We start from the raw sequence: 14,717 nt of genomic DNA, 5'->3' as shown, positions 1-14,717 counted from the left end.
CTGTGCGATGAACATAGTTTTCTTCATCCAAGGGGATGTCATAGTTAATAACCAGAGAAATATTCTCTATATCTATCCCTCTTGCTGCTACATCTGTGGCTATGAAATAGCGGTACTCTCCCCTTTTAAAACGCTTTATTGCAGATAATCGATCGTCTTGTTCCATGCCGCCATGCATTTTATTACAGGAATAACCTAAACCATTCAGACGTTCACATATCGCATCCACTTGGTCCTTTGTACTGCAAAAGATGATACAGCTATCCGGATTTTCAACAATCATAACATCGGTCAGTAAGTCAAATTTATCTTCTTCATCCGTAATATAAAGAAAATGATTAATATCAGCCGTCACGATACCGTCCTCGCTGACATCTATATTGACAGGATCTCTCATATAATCTGATGATAAACTTTTTACTTCATCGGACATAGTAGCAGAAAACAACATTGTCAGCCGTTCCTTGGGCAATTCTTTCATAATTTCTTCTACCTGTTCAATAAATCCCATATCCAGCATTCGGTCAGCTTCATCAATGACTAAGCAGTTAATCTTATTTAAAGGTAACGTACCTTTCCTGATGTGATCCATGACACGCCCCGGAGTACCAACAACTATATGTGTTTTTTGCTTCAACTCTGCTTTCTCGATAGAAAACTGGTGACCTCCATAGATTGCTGCTGCCTTTATTCGTTTAAATCTGCCTATATTAGTAAAATCCTCTTTTACTTGAACTGCAAGCTCCCTTGTTGGAGTCAAAATAAGCGCTTGCGGTTTATTTTCCAGCCATTCAATAAATTCACATATCGGAATTACGTATGCGGCAGTCTTGCCGCTGCCCGTCTGGGCTTTGACGATAAGATCATTTTTTTCCAAAGCGGCCGGAATGACTCTAGCCTGTACTTCCGTAGGTATATCATACTCAAGGCCATTAAGCGCCTTTACGATATCCTCACTGATTATATAATTATGAAACTTTCTAACATCCATATCCAGCCTTTCTTTCCATTCAAAATCTGTATAATAATAAAAAAGATTCCTTAATTTGGGGTAAGTTATGTGCTAACCCATTTTACATGAGAATATCGTTCAATGCAACAACTACTGTTTTATCAACTTCCCTCCGAGGTAGACTTGATTTTTCCTACAGATTCATATATTATGCATTTGCTATTATGACATGCATTTGATATCATGTAATGTGTAAGAATATTTAAAGCTGTCAGCTTCTCGGACGCTTTGTATCATAGATAAAAAATAGATATTTAAAAAGGCGGAAACAAAAATGGATAATCAAGAGCAAAAACATCAGCGTCGCCCAAGATATAAAGGCACTCACCCAAGAACTTTTAAAGATAAATATAAGGAACTGCAACCAGAGTTATATGCTGATGCTGTGGCAAAGGTCATTCAAAAGGGAAATACTCCCGCAGGTATGCATCGCTCCATTTGTGTAAAAGAAATATTAGAAATCTTACAAATCACCCCAGGACAAACTGGATTAGATGCAACTTTAGGTTATGGCGGTCATACTTTAGAGATGCTTAAATGCTTAGATTCAAAGGGGCACTTGTATGCTACTGATGTAGATCCTATTGAATTACCCAGAACCAGGGATCGTTTGGAACGCTTAGGTTATGGCCCGGAAATTTTAACGGTCAGGCAAACAAACTTTTCCAATATAGATCAAGTTACTTCCGAATCAGGACCATTGGATTTTATATTGGCAGATTTGGGCGTCTCTTCCATGCAAATAGACAATCCTGAAAGAGGATTTTCTTTTAAAACAGAGGGGCCGCTAGACCTACGGCTAAATCCATCAAAAGGTATCTCTGCAGCGGATCGTCTTAAAACTATTACACAGGATGAATTACATGGTATGTTGTTAGAAAACGCGGATGAACCCCATTCTGCAGAAATCTCCCGTGCCATTATTTCCGCAATAAAAAAAGGCGAAGATATTACAACAACAAGTCAGCTCCAGCAAATTATCAAAGATGCTTTGAAATTCATTCCGGAAAAGGATAGAAACGATGAAATAAAAAAATCCTGTCAAAGATGCTTTCAGGCGCTGCGAATTGATGTCAATAATGAATTTGAAGTGTTATATACATTTTTAGAAAAACTTCCTGCTGCCATGGCTGAGGGCGGGCGGGTTGCGATCCTTACTTTTCATTCTGGCGAAGACCGCCTTGTTAAAAAATCTTTTAAACGCTTCTATCGTGAAGGGATCTATAGAGAAATTGCTCCTGAAGCAATTCGGCCATCAGCAGCCGAATGCAATTCCAATGGGCGTGCTCGATGCGCAAAATTACGATGGGCTATTAAAGCTTAATAGGAACAGATAGACCAAGAGGACATTAACGGGCTTGAAACATATTATATAGCCGGTTAACTTTCTGGTAACTAATGGCTAAAATGAATTTGCAAAAAACTTGACAGCACCCGACTTCTATTAGTTTATTCACTTAAATTTCTTTTCTAAATAAAGATAGACGTGAGCGTACTTTCACTCACGTCTTTTATATGCTAGATGGTTACAATTTAAAACTTTTTTCTTTTAATCTTCGATAATAAAATCTAGATATTGCCTTTTAATTCCGAAAGTTTCTGCGAAATCTTTAACCTTATCAAATTCTTTTTCAAAACTGTCTATATGCCTTTCTATTTTAAATAAATGATTGGGTAGACATATAAACAAAATTTCTTCATTCCAAAAATGCGCATACCATCCATTTTTTAGATATTCACATACTAATTCAACGGCTTTTTGGATTTCATCTTCTGATATACGCAGCATGAATAAATGCCAAAACTCAGGATAATTAATATCATTATGTTTTTCTACTTTTACATTAATTTTTTCAAAGGTATTTAATACTAGAGGATTACTTAGCGATTCCGATAATACAAAGCCCTTATATAACCCTTTTTTACTTTCCATTTAAACCTCTCCTTTTTTAGATTTTTTATTGAACCCCTATTTGAATTCAAAATATTGTCATAAAATCCATTGAAAATGAATTTATTCATTCCTTCATTATTTTCCATAAATATAATGAAGAATATTCATTCCCACTTTCCAGTGTGCTATCGTTTTCACTAATGAGATATGCTTTAAATAATAAGTCTTGAAAATCATCCGTCTTTTCCCCATTATTAGAAACTCCCTGGCGAATTATTTTCATATCACAATCGTTTGGTAATTAAATTTTATATTGAATACTGATCATTATTATTTCCTCAGCCTGGGTGATCCTCTTCGCATATACAAGCTGCATCCGGCGCTCTTTCGGCCCTCTTTCGGCGCTCTTTCGGTGACTTTCTCAATTTTTTTCTTCTTACCAATGATTTTTTCTTGACTTATTTCAAACATTGTATTATAGTATAACTATATTTTAAATAAGGTCTTGATTTCGCATATATATGTAAGTCATTATTCTATTGATGATTTACATATATATGCGATTTTCAGTTTTAGTAAAAATATAATATTAATATTTAAGGAGGTATCTTTCATGACTAAAGGTACAGTAAAGTGGTTTAATCCACAAAAAGGGTTTGGTTTTATCTGCGACGAGCAGGGCAACGATGTTTTCGTTCATTTCTCCGGTCTCGCAATGGACGGTTTTAAAACCTTAGATGAGGGTCAGTCTGTAACATTTGATGTAACAGAAGGTAATCGCGGATTACAGGCCATTAACGTTCAAACTGTATAAACTCATAATAAGAAAGACCGCTTATAAGCGGTCTTTCTTTATTTACGTCTTCTACCTCTATAATTTATTAAATATCATTTTATGCCTGATCCTCTGTGATATCCACTAACCTATCCACCCGCACATCCGCTGCCTTTTACCGGATCCGGTCACCTTCTTTCGGCATATGGATTGATGGGTGCCACTTAGGTAAATCGCACTCATTGCTTCCATCAAACACGCAAGTTTTAGCGCCGTCTGGATAATCTGCACAAATAATAATTTGCCGCCTAACAATCTTGATCATCGTAATATTAATTTTCCAGAAAATCATTTTCCAGCTTCATCAAGTGAACGCATACCCGTATCCCAGGCACATCAGCATACATCATGCTTCCTGGCTCCTTAACTTCGCATTTATTATATAGAAACATATTCTTTCCCATATCTGTTGCTGCTTTTTCCGCCTCTTATTTGGTATCATATAATCCGCAGTTCCACCTGATTTTTTCCCGCACTTCTGCATTTACTTCATATCCGGCTTCCTTAACTGTACGAAATTCAGCTTCCGGTATATGGTTAATCAAATCCCATGCGGCTGGGTCAATTTTCTCAGATCAATAGTTTTGCTGTTTGACCAGTTGTATATATGCTGTCATCTATGTAAATAAATAGCTTGTCATAGACAAGGAACCCAACATGCAGCTGTTGTTATAGGTCGATATCTTATCCTCTTCATCGGAGGCGCCAAGTATGTATAAGATTGGGTTAAAATGATCCGGCATAGGTACGGCTGATTTTGCTGTTTCACCCAAGCTCAGATAATGAATGACATTCTCATGATTTCTATTTTCAATATTTTCTTTAATATAATCATCAAACTTATATGCCCAATCAAAACCTTTGTCGTTCATTCCCCAATCAATCATTCGCAGGTTGTGGACAATATTTCCGGTGCCAAACAAAAGTACGCCTTGATGCCTTAAGGATTTTAACTCCTTGCCTATCTGATAATGAACCTCCGGCGGTGCGGAGGCATCTATACTAATTTGAAAAACGGGTATATCCCTTTCGGGGTACATATGGACCAGTACAGACCAGGTACCATGATCAATGCCCCAGGAATTATCAAATACACTTTGTTTGCTGATTAAATTTTTTACATTCTCCGCGAGTTTCGGATTGCCGGGAGCGTTATATTGAATTTCATATAACTCTTTAGGAAAACCGTACATATCATAAATAGTCTTTGGGTTTTCCTCATTCATAATCTTTGTACCTTTCGTATACCAATGAGCTGAAATTGATACGATTGACTCAGGCTTAGGTATATTCTTCACCATTTCCCTCCAACTCCTCGTATAGCGGTTATCTTCCATTGCGTTCATAGGCGAACCATGGCCTATAAACATCATCGGCATTTTAGACATATTGTCAACTCCTTTTCATTTTATATGCATTGGTTTTGGTAGTATTGATCTCATATTCCATATATAGAAATATCTATGTATCCGTCCTCAGATACCTCTACTCCTTCCGATATAAGAAGTTCTCTTTGTCTTGCTGCATTTCTTGTATCCGTGATTGATATTTTGCCTTTGGAGTTAATTATCCGGTGCCATGGGAGATTGTATTTCTCAGACATAGAATGAAGGATCCTGACTACCTGCCTCGCACCTCTTGTGTTTCCTGCAAGTCTTGCTACCCGTCCGTAGCTCATAACTCTCCCATATGGTATTCCCTTTATTATTACAAGGATCTCCTCAGTAAACTGTGTCATATCGAACAAATCTCCTTATCTAACCATTAAATTTATTATTTCATCATAGAGCTCTGTTACTGCCAATAAACAGATGTCATTGCTGGGTATGACCGCAGGACTGGGAATGTTTGCTTTCAGTCTCTTCGGAAGTATCCTCGCCTTGTTTTTATCTTTCTCTGTTTCAATTTCATGAATATGACCTATAGACTGCGTATATTACGGCACTCTCCACCTTTGGATTAGCCAAGTCAGAGTGTGTCTAAAAATACGCATCAAAGTGTATATAAAACATCCACAGTTTTATTATACATCAAACTGGTTGAATAAAATAATTATATCATATTTTTAGAATTAATAAAACGCATGCTTTCAAATGCTTTGGTGATGTAATTTTATGACCATCGTACCTGCTTAGTTTCATAATAAAACAATTTCATCATCCTTCAAATTCAGAATATCTTCAACTGGCATTTTTCGGCTATTGGCACAGGCAATGCTGCTAATCTATTGTAATCGCCAATTGAATCAACACGATGTCCTATACCCTTTTCAATAACTATATACTGGAAAATTGTATTCCTCTATAAAAAAACTGCACCCCTTTCGTCTAACATGTTGATTCTATCACATGCCTGACTTTGGGAGTGCAGTTAAAACTGAGGGTAATTTCTCTGTGTTGTTTAAACTGGTTTTGCCGTTACTTTTGCATAATATGTATGGCAAAGCCGCCAAACTCACCGTCTAAATAGACGTTCTTCAATTTGCCATCCTCGGAATATGCGGCAGTATCCATGTTGAAGGAGAAACCTTTCTCTTTCAACTCTTCTGCAGCAGCGGTCAAATCAGGTGTTCGCATAGCGATATGACCGTTTGCACCCAGAAATGGAGCCTTCATACACTCGAAGTAAGGGCCGCCGAATTCAGACTTTTGTCCGTGACGAGGCTCCAGGTTAAACATCATGCTCAGAAGCTGAGCCAGTTTTTCTGCCTCCTCAGCATTTAGGGTGTTGATGCCGATATGCTCTAGTTCAAATTTATGATTCATAATCATACCTCTTTCTCAAAATGTCGGAAGATTCTCCGTTTCATATAAAGTTGGATAATGAAGCAATAAGATTACCATTTATTTAAGTAATTCAGAAGTTTACATTGGGAATATCAGCAACGCTCCGGCGGTCAGTGCAAGCAGGCGGATGAAATACATCGGAACTGTGAATTTCCAGAACTCGGTCAGCTTGTAGTTGCCAAGGCCCATGATCATAGCCGGCATGCCGTCTATGGGCAGGAAATGGCCGTTCCAGCCTGAAACTACGATTGCAGCCGCAGCAGCAGTCGGATTTAGACCCAGGCTTAAGCAGGTAGAAATAGCCAAAGGTGCAAATACATATACAGTACCCAAGGTAGAACCTGTAAGGGTCGCAAGTACACTTGTCAGTATACAGAAAGCAAAAACCAGAAGGAAAGGATTGATGCTGGTACCAAGCATTTGGGCCACCGTTTCACCAACTAAAGCAGTCAGGCCTGTATTGCCAAGAGCATCGGCAACACCGATAACACCGGCAGACATCAAAATAATCGGAGATCCGATGCTGTTGCGAATTTCATTAAAATCCAAAACATGGGCAGCCAGCAGCACAGTTACAGCCAAACCTGGAATTACATAGCCTGCATCGCCAATTTTGCTTTGAAGAATCATGCCAACAACGGCTGCCGCAAAGGCTGCATAGGTAGCGTATTCTTTCCATTTTGGCATTTCGGTAACGTTTTCGCCTTGGAACTTGGCATTCTCGGTTACCTCTGCGATCGGGTGGCTAGGCAGTCTTTTGTAAGCAATTAAGCACCATCCCAGGAAGGCTAACGAAAGTATTAAGTTCACAACAGAAAATTTCACTAAGGAAACCTCACCAACAGCTGCTCCGGCAGCTTGCAGAACAGCTACAACAATGCCGTATTGCAGTGCCACGTTCACCGGAATCAGAGGATGGTTGGCTGCGAAGCCGGAAGTCATAATGATTTTAGATCCAGGTAATTTTTCATTAAATGGTATGGTGGACAGGATACCTAAAGTGAGAACATAATATGCAGTTGAGCCTGTGCCGAATAGGCTGGTACCTAGCATGACCACAAGAATCAACAGTACATAAGCCTTATAGCCGCCTTTGCCAGCCATGTTGTACATTGCATTTTTGAAAGAAGCAATAAAGCTGGTCTTTTGCAGAGCGGCTATGATTGCCATAAAGGAGGCAAGCATAACAATGGTAGAGTTAGAAAACCCTGCGAAAGCAGTCTTGATATCGGCTACGCCGAAAAGTACCAATAGCAGACATGCAAGAATTGGAGGTGCACCGAATGGAAGCTTTTCTGTCATGATTAAAATAATCATGACTACAGTGATAGCAAGAGCAATAATCATTGGGATAGTCATTTAATTGAACTCCTCTCTATTATTCAGGAATATTTTTGCAGTTGGCACATGATATCAATTCAAGCATTCTGTTTGGCGAAATGCTTGAAAACCGGCTTGGATAAACGCGTATATATTGAATACACCATACAATGTCAGGCTTCTTTCCCGGCATTAACCATAAGGATGGCATAATCTATGGCATTGACCAGGCTCAGCTCGCTGGAACGGCCGCTGCCTGCAAGGTCGATGCCGGTTCCATGGTCCACACTGGCACGAATAATAGGCAGACCCAGGGTTACGTTCACACCTTCGACAGCCTCCCAGTGCTTTTCCTCACGGTTATAAACAAAGCCTTTCACCTTTAGGGGGATATGACCTTGATCGTGGTACATGGCCACAACGATGTCATACCATCCGCCCAATGCCTTAGAGAACACGGTATCGGGAGGGGTAGGCTTCTTTTCAGGGATCAAGATGCCCTCAGCCATGGCAGCTTCGATGGCAGGCTGGATTTCTTTCACTTCCTCCCAGCCAAACATGCCGTTCTCACCACAGTGGGGGTTCAGCCCTGCAACGCCAATTTTAGGCTCTTTAATTCCCAGCGCTTTGCAGCCTTCGTTGGCAATGCGGATGCAATCCAGGACACGATCTTTCTTGACACGGTCACAAGCTTCACGTAAAGACACATGAGTGGAAACATGGACGACCCGCAGATCGCCGTGAGCCAGCATCATAGTGTACTTAGGGGTATCCGTATAATCAGCATAAATCTCGGTATGGCCTGAGTAGTGGTGGCCAGCCATGTTAATGGCTTCCTTGCTCAGAGCATTGGTAACCGTAGCATCGATTTGGCCAGCCATAGCCAGCTGAATAACTTTTACAACATACTGGAACGCTGCCTCGCCGCCCAGGGCACAGGCTCCCACGCCAAAAGGCTCAGGCACATCCAGTTTGGAGGTATCCGGGATTTCTTCTGCAGGAACCAGCTTCAAATCCATCAGGTCGATGGTGCCATAGGTGTACTTGCCTTCGGCGGGTGTGGATACCACATTCAGCTCCAGATGAATGCCGTGAACTTTCCCGGCCACCTTCAGAGCGTAACGCATGGAAGTCTCGTCACCTACTACCAAGGGTTTGCAACGCTGGTAGATTTCCGCATCTGCCAGTGCACGAACCGTTATTTCCGGGCCATTTCCAAAGGGGTCACCCATAGAAATGCCTATCACAGGTTTTAATTGTATACTCATATTAACACATCCCTTTATCGGCGTTTTCCTTCAGAACTTGTTTTAGTGCGGCGGCGCCTTCGTCGCATAGGCAGTTGAATGGACGGCGGCAGCCGCCTACAGGATAGCCAAGCAGAGAAACAGCCTTTTTAACAACCGTGTTCGGATTGCCATATTTGAAAACGGCACGGAAGGAGGCAATGGAGTCTTGAGCGGCTTTAGCCTCTTCGAGCTTGCCAGCCTTGAACAGTTCATAAATAGATGCAAGAACATGAGGATATACATTGGCACAGCCTGCGATGCCGCCTGCACCGCCTGCCTCTAAGCAAGGCAGAATCAGTGAATCGTTTCCGGACAATACACGGAAGTCTTTATCTAAGTCTTTTGTAAGGTTGATGTAAGCAAGTAAGTTATCCCAGTCACCGCTGGAGTCTTTGGCACCCATGATGATGTCTACATCTTTAGCCAGCTTTGCAACGGTTTCAGGAAGCAATTTGTTGCCAGTGCGTGCAGGAATGTTGTACAGCACGATCGGAATGTCCACATGCCTGGCAACTTCTACATAATGGTCGTAAAGCTCTTTTTGTGAAGCAAGCGCAAAGCTGGGAGTAATAATGGATAGCACGTCTGCACCAAGCTCCTGCGCCTTCCTGCTAATACGAATGGTATCAGCCGTGGAAATGCAGCCGGTACCTGCGTACACCGGAACACGATGTTTTACTTGGTCGATCGCAGCCTCCAGAACCTCGATTTTTTCATTTTCACTTAGGATGTAACCTTCGCCGTTGGTTCCGAATGGGAACAGCCCATGGACGCCGCCCTCCAACATGCGTTCAATCTGGTTACCCAGTTCCTTTAGATTGATCGATTCATCAGGATTCATGGGGGTTAAAATCGGTGGGATAATGCCTTTTAATTCAACATCCTTCATAATAACGTTCTCCTTTTTATTTGCATAATTATTTACAGGATTTCTAAGTACAGATTTCTTGCATCCTCTGCAGTTACAAGACGCATATTATTTACCAGCAAGCGCTGCACTTGCAAACCGGCCTCTACTAAGCCATCCAAATCCTCGAGTGGAACGCCGAATGCCTTTAAGCTGGTTGGATTTTCCGGAACTGCAACACAGCATGTCGCCGTTTGGCAGCTCCAGCATGGCAGGAGAATGACAGGTGGCGAAAGGGCCGGAAGGTACCATGGATTCCACAGTACCCATTTCTTCATTGCGGTAGATACGATCGTCTAAAGTCAAACCGGCGAGAGCAGGGTAGTTCATCATATATACCTCCAGTTAATATTTTGATATTTCAGGCAATCTTTTCCGCTAATTTTATAAGCAGATCCTGATCTCCAAAGCCACCGGATTTTGAAATAATATGATATGTTTTTTCTTTGTAAATAAATTCTGTTAAAACAACGCCGGTTGCCATTTCGCAAATTGGCGTCAGCTCCGAAACGCCTACCGCTTGCATTAATGCCATCAGCGTATCGCCGCCGGTACACAAAAGAGTAGCGTTCAGACCGTCGTCAAGCATCCGCTTGATCAAAGCTGCCAGATTGTCTGAAATCTGCACCCGAAGCTGTTCCGTTGTCAAGTTATGTTCCCGTGCGTAGATATGGGTATCCTCACACCCTTCCGGATCATTAACATCAAGAATAAAGCGCTTTTTAACATATGCCTGCGCCAGCCATTGACGAATGCATTCCACCGCTGCCTTACTATCCACCCAGTAACCTTCCAGTTTTTGAACAGGGTTCAAATTTACATGTGGAAAGCCGTGTTCCTGTGCCGCTTTCATTTGGCTGACCGTTACTGGATTGACACTGCCACAAGCTATAAACAGGGTATCTTCAAGCTTTGGTATCTCCGGGGCAGGCCCCTTCAACTTCAGCATATCAGCCAGCACCGCCGCAAACCCGGCACATCCTGCACAGAATCGCAGCCGATCCAGGCCCAGTTCTCTTCCGATGTGTTTTAAATCTGTATCTGTTTCAGCATCAAATACCTGGATGCCGGGATTTAAGATCTTATGTTCTTCATTTCGTGGGTGTATCAACACCGGTACATTCGTTTGCTGTCCAAGGATATCCGCCACCGCCGAGTCCAAAATCGGTTCAAAAGGATCCTGGCCAAATACGCTCTGATCCACAGGCACGCCGTCGATATAGTGAATCCCCTCCCGGGTGACTCTGCCCAGCTTGGGAAAGGCAGGGAGAAACGGTATGGTGTCGATACCGGCTGCGTCCATCAGCGCCATCAATTCACTGCCAATATTTCCCCGCAGTGCGGAGTCTGTCTTTTTATAAATGTAAGCAATTCCGGCTTGAAATGCTCTATGCACTGTGCGGTACACAATCTCATAGGCCTCCTGCGGCTGCAGATGCCGGGTTTCTGCAACCATAACTAAAACTTCCACTGTTTTTTCAATTGATCGGAAATCATAGTTTAGATCTGTGATCACGATTGTTGCTGCTCCCCTGGCTGCAAACTGCACGCCCGTGTCAAGTGCTCCCGTGAAATCATCAGCAATGATCAAAAGCTTTCCCATACATACACCTCCTTTTGTTTCATTTTGAAACAGTTTAGAAGGGCTAATTCCTTTTTTGTACATTACAGAAATTGTTAATCCCTTTTTCTTTAAATTTATATTCATTTTATATAAATTCCATTGCTATCGTCAAGTTATTTTCATCTTTAAATCGTTTTTATTTGAAACATGCGAAAAATTTGTTGCTTAATTTTTGTGCATTTGGTATAATACGTTCAAATATGAAACGAAATATCGAGGTGACTATGAAGAATTATATTCGTGTTTTGGGCATTGCGCCCTATGAGGGAATGAAAATTCAGATGCTTAATCTGGCGAAAGAATATCCCCAGATTGATTTGACTGTCTATGTGGGTGATATGGAGCAGGGGCTTATTATCGCTCGGAATAACTTTCACGGAGATTACGATGTGGTAATATCCCGTGGTGCTACGGCGAAGATGTTGCGGCAGCAGCTAACCATTCCGGTTATCGAGATTGAAATTTCTACGTACGATATTCTCTGTGCCATCAAACTGGCTGGCGGGCTGAAAAAAAAGACAACCATGATTTCCTTCGCAGATATTCGAAACCATGTGCTGCCCTTATGCGAATTGCTGGAATGCGACATTGATATCCATACAGTAGATTCTATTGAGACGGTGGAGCCGACCCTTTGCAGTCTCCGGGATAAACAGTGCGAGACCATCCTCTGCGACGTGATTGTCAACACCGCAGCCCAGCGGCTGGGAATCAATTCCTTTCTGATCACCTCCGGGATAGACAGCATCCGAAATGCCTTTAACCAGGCATTGCTGCTGTGTGAAAGCCAACAATACCTGCGGGATGAGAACTTGTTTTTTCGAGAGCTTATTCGTGGGCAGATCGGGCATACGATTGTCTTTGACAGTCAGGGAAATCTGTTTCTGTCTACGCTGGAAGATTTAAAGCCTGAATTATTGGAATTGCTGCGTCAGGAACTATCCCAAACCGGGCAGGAGGGGGATCAGCGAATCAGCCGTTCTCTGAAAGGCATGCGCTACTCCATTCGGGTTCGGCAAATTGCCAGCGGCTCTTTGCGATACACCGCCTTTTTCTTCGATGAAAGAAAATTGCCGGTATCCTCAAACCAGATGGGTATCAGTTTCTCCGGCCGAGCTGAGGCAGAAGCAGCTTACTACAACAGCATTTTCAGCTTTGCAGGAAATCTCCAAGGCTTTCAGCAGGAAATTGACCAAATAGGCCAAAGCACCGCCCCTGTCATCTTCACAGGCGAGGATGGAACGGGCAAGGAATCCATCGTCAGCATGTTTTACATCAGGGGGCCGCTGCACAACAACCCCTTAGTGTCCATTAACTGCAGCCTGCTGAACGACCGAAGCTGGGCGTTTCTTATGGAGCATCATAACTCCCCATTGGCAGACGAGGGCAGCACCCTATACTTTTCAGATGTGGATGTATTATCTCTGGATCGGCAATACCAGCTAATCGCTGTTCTAAAGGAGATGGATGTGTGCCAGCGAAACAGGGTTATGATTTCCTGTGTTTGCCAGAGCGGCGAATATATCTCTAAAGTGGGTGCTCTTTTTCGGGAAAAGCTTTCCTGTCTTTCCTTGTATCTGCCGCCGCTGCGTCAGCTCTCCCATCAGATTCCCACTCTGATGAATCTATGTCTGAGCCATATGAACGTCAACATGCCCCGGCAGATTTTAGGTGCAGATCCGGAAGCGCTGTCTCTACTGCAAAGTTACAACTGGCCCCATAATTACACCCAATTCCGCCGGGTAATTGGGGAGCTTGCGATAACGGGGACCAGCCAAATCATCACCGCCGAAAATGTCCGTCAGGTACTGCGTAAGGAGCGGCACGTTGGTGCTTTCTCCTCCCTGAAAGAAAATGCCGCCGCTCCTCTGGATTTAAACCGTACTCTGTCAGAGATCAGCCAAGACATCGCGATCCGGGTGGTCAACGAAACCGAGGGCAACCACACCGCCGCAGCCAAACGCTTGGGTATCAGCCGTACGACCCTATGGCGTCTGTTGCAAAAATAATTCGTAATAAAGCACACAAGTATCTGTCAACTAAACATATGAGTGCCTGGGATAGGCAAAAAAGCCAGTAAAACATTGTTTTACCAGCTTCAGATTACAGACAAAGGAGCTAGGGTACAAGCCCTAGCTCTATTTTTATCTTATTTTTAAATAATTCCAGTACAGAAACAAAAAGGTTATTTTATAGTTCTTTTCTAAAGCGGCTGCATGCCTCTCAACACCTTCTCCATCGGCTTGCCTTTTGCCAGTTCGTCCACCAGCTTGTCTAACCAGCGGATCTTCTGCATCAGCGGATCTTCGATTTCCTGGACACGAACCCCGCAGATTACTCCGGTTATTTGGGAAACGTTCGGATTGATTTGAGGAGCTTCGGCAAAGAACGTCTCAAAATCAACATCTTTTTCGATTTGAGACTGTAATCCGTGTTCATCGTAGCCTGTCAGCCATTGGATGACGGTATCGACTTCCGTCTTCGTGCGTCCTTTACGCTCAGCCTTTTGAATATACAAAGGATAGACGCCAGAGAATTTCATTTTGTAGACACGTTCGTTATTCATCTTCCCCCCTCCATTTCCTTCGGCGCTTCTTCAGCGACGACATTCCAGTTCACGCCGAACTTGTCCGTTACTGCGGCGTGGAACACGCTGTAGAAGGTCCCGGTCGGCGGGAGCACCACCTCGCCACCCACGCAAAGCGCATCAAAGATGCCCGTCGCTTCCTTACCCGTAGGCACCGTGGCGGTTAATTTGATGTTGCTGCCGTTCCTGGGCGGCATAGCTTCATCAGCAAACCAGAAGTTCGTACCGCAGACAACCATCTCAGCGTGCATAACCCAAGTACGCAGCAGTTCAGGCGGCGTCTTTGAACCTTCCGGCATATAGTCACCGTAAGGCAGGACTTTTGGCTCGTCGCAATGAAAGACGGCGCGGTAGAAATTCAGCGCGTCTTTGCAGTTACCGTTGAATGTAAGGTAAGGTGTGATCATGGTTTCTTCTCCTTTTTTTGCTTTCTTCTTAATCAGGTAGTACTTGCCTGCACCTG

The 14,717-nt window shown here is 42.8% G+C and carries 17 protein-coding genes; 3 read left to right on the top strand and 14 right to left on the bottom strand.

Going from position 1 to position 14,717, the window contains the following annotated elements; all coding sequences use genetic code 11:
- On the bottom strand, positions 1 to 991 hold a 991-nt coding region (locus RT269_RS08080), incomplete at its 3' end, for a DEAD/DEAH box helicase (protein WP_313181749.1).
- Between the two features lie 295 nt (positions 992 to 1,286).
- On the opposite strand from RT269_RS08080, the gene rsmH reads away from it, so the two are divergent.
- Positions 1,287 to 2,336 (top strand): 16S rRNA (cytosine(1402)-N(4))-methyltransferase RsmH, encoded by a 1,050-nt coding sequence (gene rsmH / locus RT269_RS08075; RefSeq protein WP_313181748.1) that lies wholly within the window; start codon positions 1,287 to 1,289, stop codon positions 2,334 to 2,336.
- Between the two features lie 225 nt (positions 2,337 to 2,561).
- On the opposite strand, the gene RT269_RS08070 is transcribed toward rsmH, so the two are convergent.
- Together RT269_RS08070 and RT269_RS30360 are read right to left on the bottom strand one after the other, a co-directional pair.
- Positions 2,562 to 2,945, bottom strand: coding sequence for a hypothetical protein (locus RT269_RS08070; RefSeq protein WP_313181746.1), 384 nt, complete (start codon positions 2,943 to 2,945; stop codon positions 2,562 to 2,564).
- Between the two features lie 85 nt (positions 2,946 to 3,030).
- On the bottom strand, positions 3,031 to 3,189 hold the full coding sequence (locus RT269_RS30360) for a DUF4865 family protein (RefSeq protein ID WP_313181745.1): 159 nt from the start codon (positions 3,187 to 3,189) through the stop codon (positions 3,031 to 3,033).
- A gap of 330 nt (positions 3,190 to 3,519) precedes the next feature.
- Here RT269_RS30360 and RT269_RS08060 point away from each other — a divergent pair, with 330 nt between their 5' ends.
- A complete protein-coding gene (locus tag RT269_RS08060; protein ID WP_313181743.1) occupies positions 3,520 to 3,720 on the top strand; it encodes a cold-shock protein in 201 nt (66 codons plus the stop codon).
- 293 nt (positions 3,721 to 4,013) lie between these two features.
- Here RT269_RS08060 and RT269_RS08055 read toward each other — a convergent pair whose 3' ends face one another.
- The 9 genes from RT269_RS08055 to RT269_RS08015 all read right to left on the bottom strand — a co-directional run bounded on the left by RT269_RS08055 (position 4,014) and on the right by RT269_RS08015 (position 11,646).
- Positions 4,014 to 4,145 carry a hypothetical protein gene (locus RT269_RS08055; protein ID WP_313181742.1) on the bottom strand — a complete coding sequence of 44 codons (132 nt, stop codon included), beginning with the start codon at positions 4,143 to 4,145 and terminating at the stop codon, positions 4,014 to 4,016.
- A gap of 213 nt (positions 4,146 to 4,358) precedes the next feature.
- On the bottom strand, positions 4,359 to 5,120 hold the full coding sequence (gene ygiD, locus RT269_RS08050) for a 4,5-DOPA dioxygenase extradiol (RefSeq protein WP_313181754.1): 762 nt from the start codon (positions 5,118 to 5,120) through the stop codon (positions 4,359 to 4,361).
- 59 nt (positions 5,121 to 5,179) lie between these two features.
- Positions 5,180 to 5,479 (bottom strand): MGMT family protein, encoded by a 300-nt coding sequence (locus RT269_RS08045; RefSeq protein ID WP_313181740.1) that lies wholly within the window; start codon positions 5,477 to 5,479, stop codon positions 5,180 to 5,182.
- 679 nt (positions 5,480 to 6,158) lie between these two features.
- On the bottom strand, positions 6,159 to 6,506 hold the full coding sequence (locus RT269_RS08040) for a VOC family protein (protein ID WP_313181739.1): 348 nt from the start codon (positions 6,504 to 6,506) through the stop codon (positions 6,159 to 6,161).
- A 99-nt stretch (positions 6,507 to 6,605) separates the two neighbouring features.
- On the bottom strand, positions 6,606 to 7,886 hold the full coding sequence (locus RT269_RS08035; protein WP_313181737.1) for an SLC13 family permease: 1,281 nt from the start codon (positions 7,884 to 7,886) through the stop codon (positions 6,606 to 6,608).
- A 134-nt stretch (positions 7,887 to 8,020) separates the two neighbouring features.
- The gene (gene pdxA / locus RT269_RS08030; protein ID WP_313181736.1) at positions 8,021 to 9,115 is read right to left on the bottom strand and encodes a 4-hydroxythreonine-4-phosphate dehydrogenase PdxA; all 1,095 of its coding nucleotides are present in this window, start codon (positions 9,113 to 9,115) and stop codon (positions 8,021 to 8,023) included.
- A 1-nt stretch (position 9,116) separates the two neighbouring features.
- Positions 9,117 to 10,025, bottom strand: coding sequence for a 4-hydroxy-tetrahydrodipicolinate synthase (dapA, locus tag RT269_RS08025; protein WP_313181735.1), 909 nt, complete (start codon positions 10,023 to 10,025; stop codon positions 9,117 to 9,119).
- Positions 10,026 to 10,057: 32 nt separating this feature from the next.
- Positions 10,058 to 10,321: a hypothetical protein gene (locus RT269_RS30355; protein ID WP_331664106.1), complete on the bottom strand. Its 264-nt coding sequence runs from the start codon at positions 10,319 to 10,321 to the stop codon at positions 10,058 to 10,060.
- Between the two features lie 83 nt (positions 10,322 to 10,404).
- Positions 10,405 to 11,646: a four-carbon acid sugar kinase family protein gene (locus tag RT269_RS08015; RefSeq protein ID WP_313181734.1), complete on the bottom strand. Its 1,242-nt coding sequence runs from the start codon at positions 11,644 to 11,646 to the stop codon at positions 10,405 to 10,407.
- A 245-nt stretch (positions 11,647 to 11,891) separates the two neighbouring features.
- Between RT269_RS08015 and RT269_RS08010 the strand changes: the two genes are divergently transcribed.
- The gene (locus RT269_RS08010; RefSeq protein WP_313181733.1) at positions 11,892 to 13,676 is read left to right on the top strand and encodes a sigma-54-dependent transcriptional regulator; all 1,785 of its coding nucleotides are present in this window, start codon (positions 11,892 to 11,894) and stop codon (positions 13,674 to 13,676) included.
- Positions 13,677 to 13,870: 194 nt separating this feature from the next.
- On the opposite strand, the gene RT269_RS08005 is transcribed toward RT269_RS08010, so the two are convergent.
- Both RT269_RS08005 and RT269_RS08000 read right to left on the bottom strand, forming a co-directional pair.
- Positions 13,871 to 14,233 carry a DUF2200 domain-containing protein gene (locus RT269_RS08005; protein WP_313181732.1) on the bottom strand — a complete coding sequence of 121 codons (363 nt, stop codon included), beginning with the start codon at positions 14,231 to 14,233 and terminating at the stop codon, positions 13,871 to 13,873.
- Entirely contained in the window at positions 14,230 to 14,661 is a 432-nt protein-coding gene (locus RT269_RS08000; RefSeq protein WP_313181731.1) for a VOC family protein, read from the bottom strand. The genes RT269_RS08005 and RT269_RS08000 overlap by 4 nt, the downstream gene beginning before the upstream one ends.
- Positions 14,662 to 14,717: the final 56 nt, after the last annotated feature.

Source organism: Lacrimispora sp. (assembly GCF_032078915.1).
Lineage (GTDB): Bacteria > Bacillota > Clostridia > Lachnospirales > Lachnospiraceae > Lacrimispora.
Note: the sequence above shows the minus strand (reverse complement) of the source record. Positions and strands in the feature narration are given on the sequence as shown.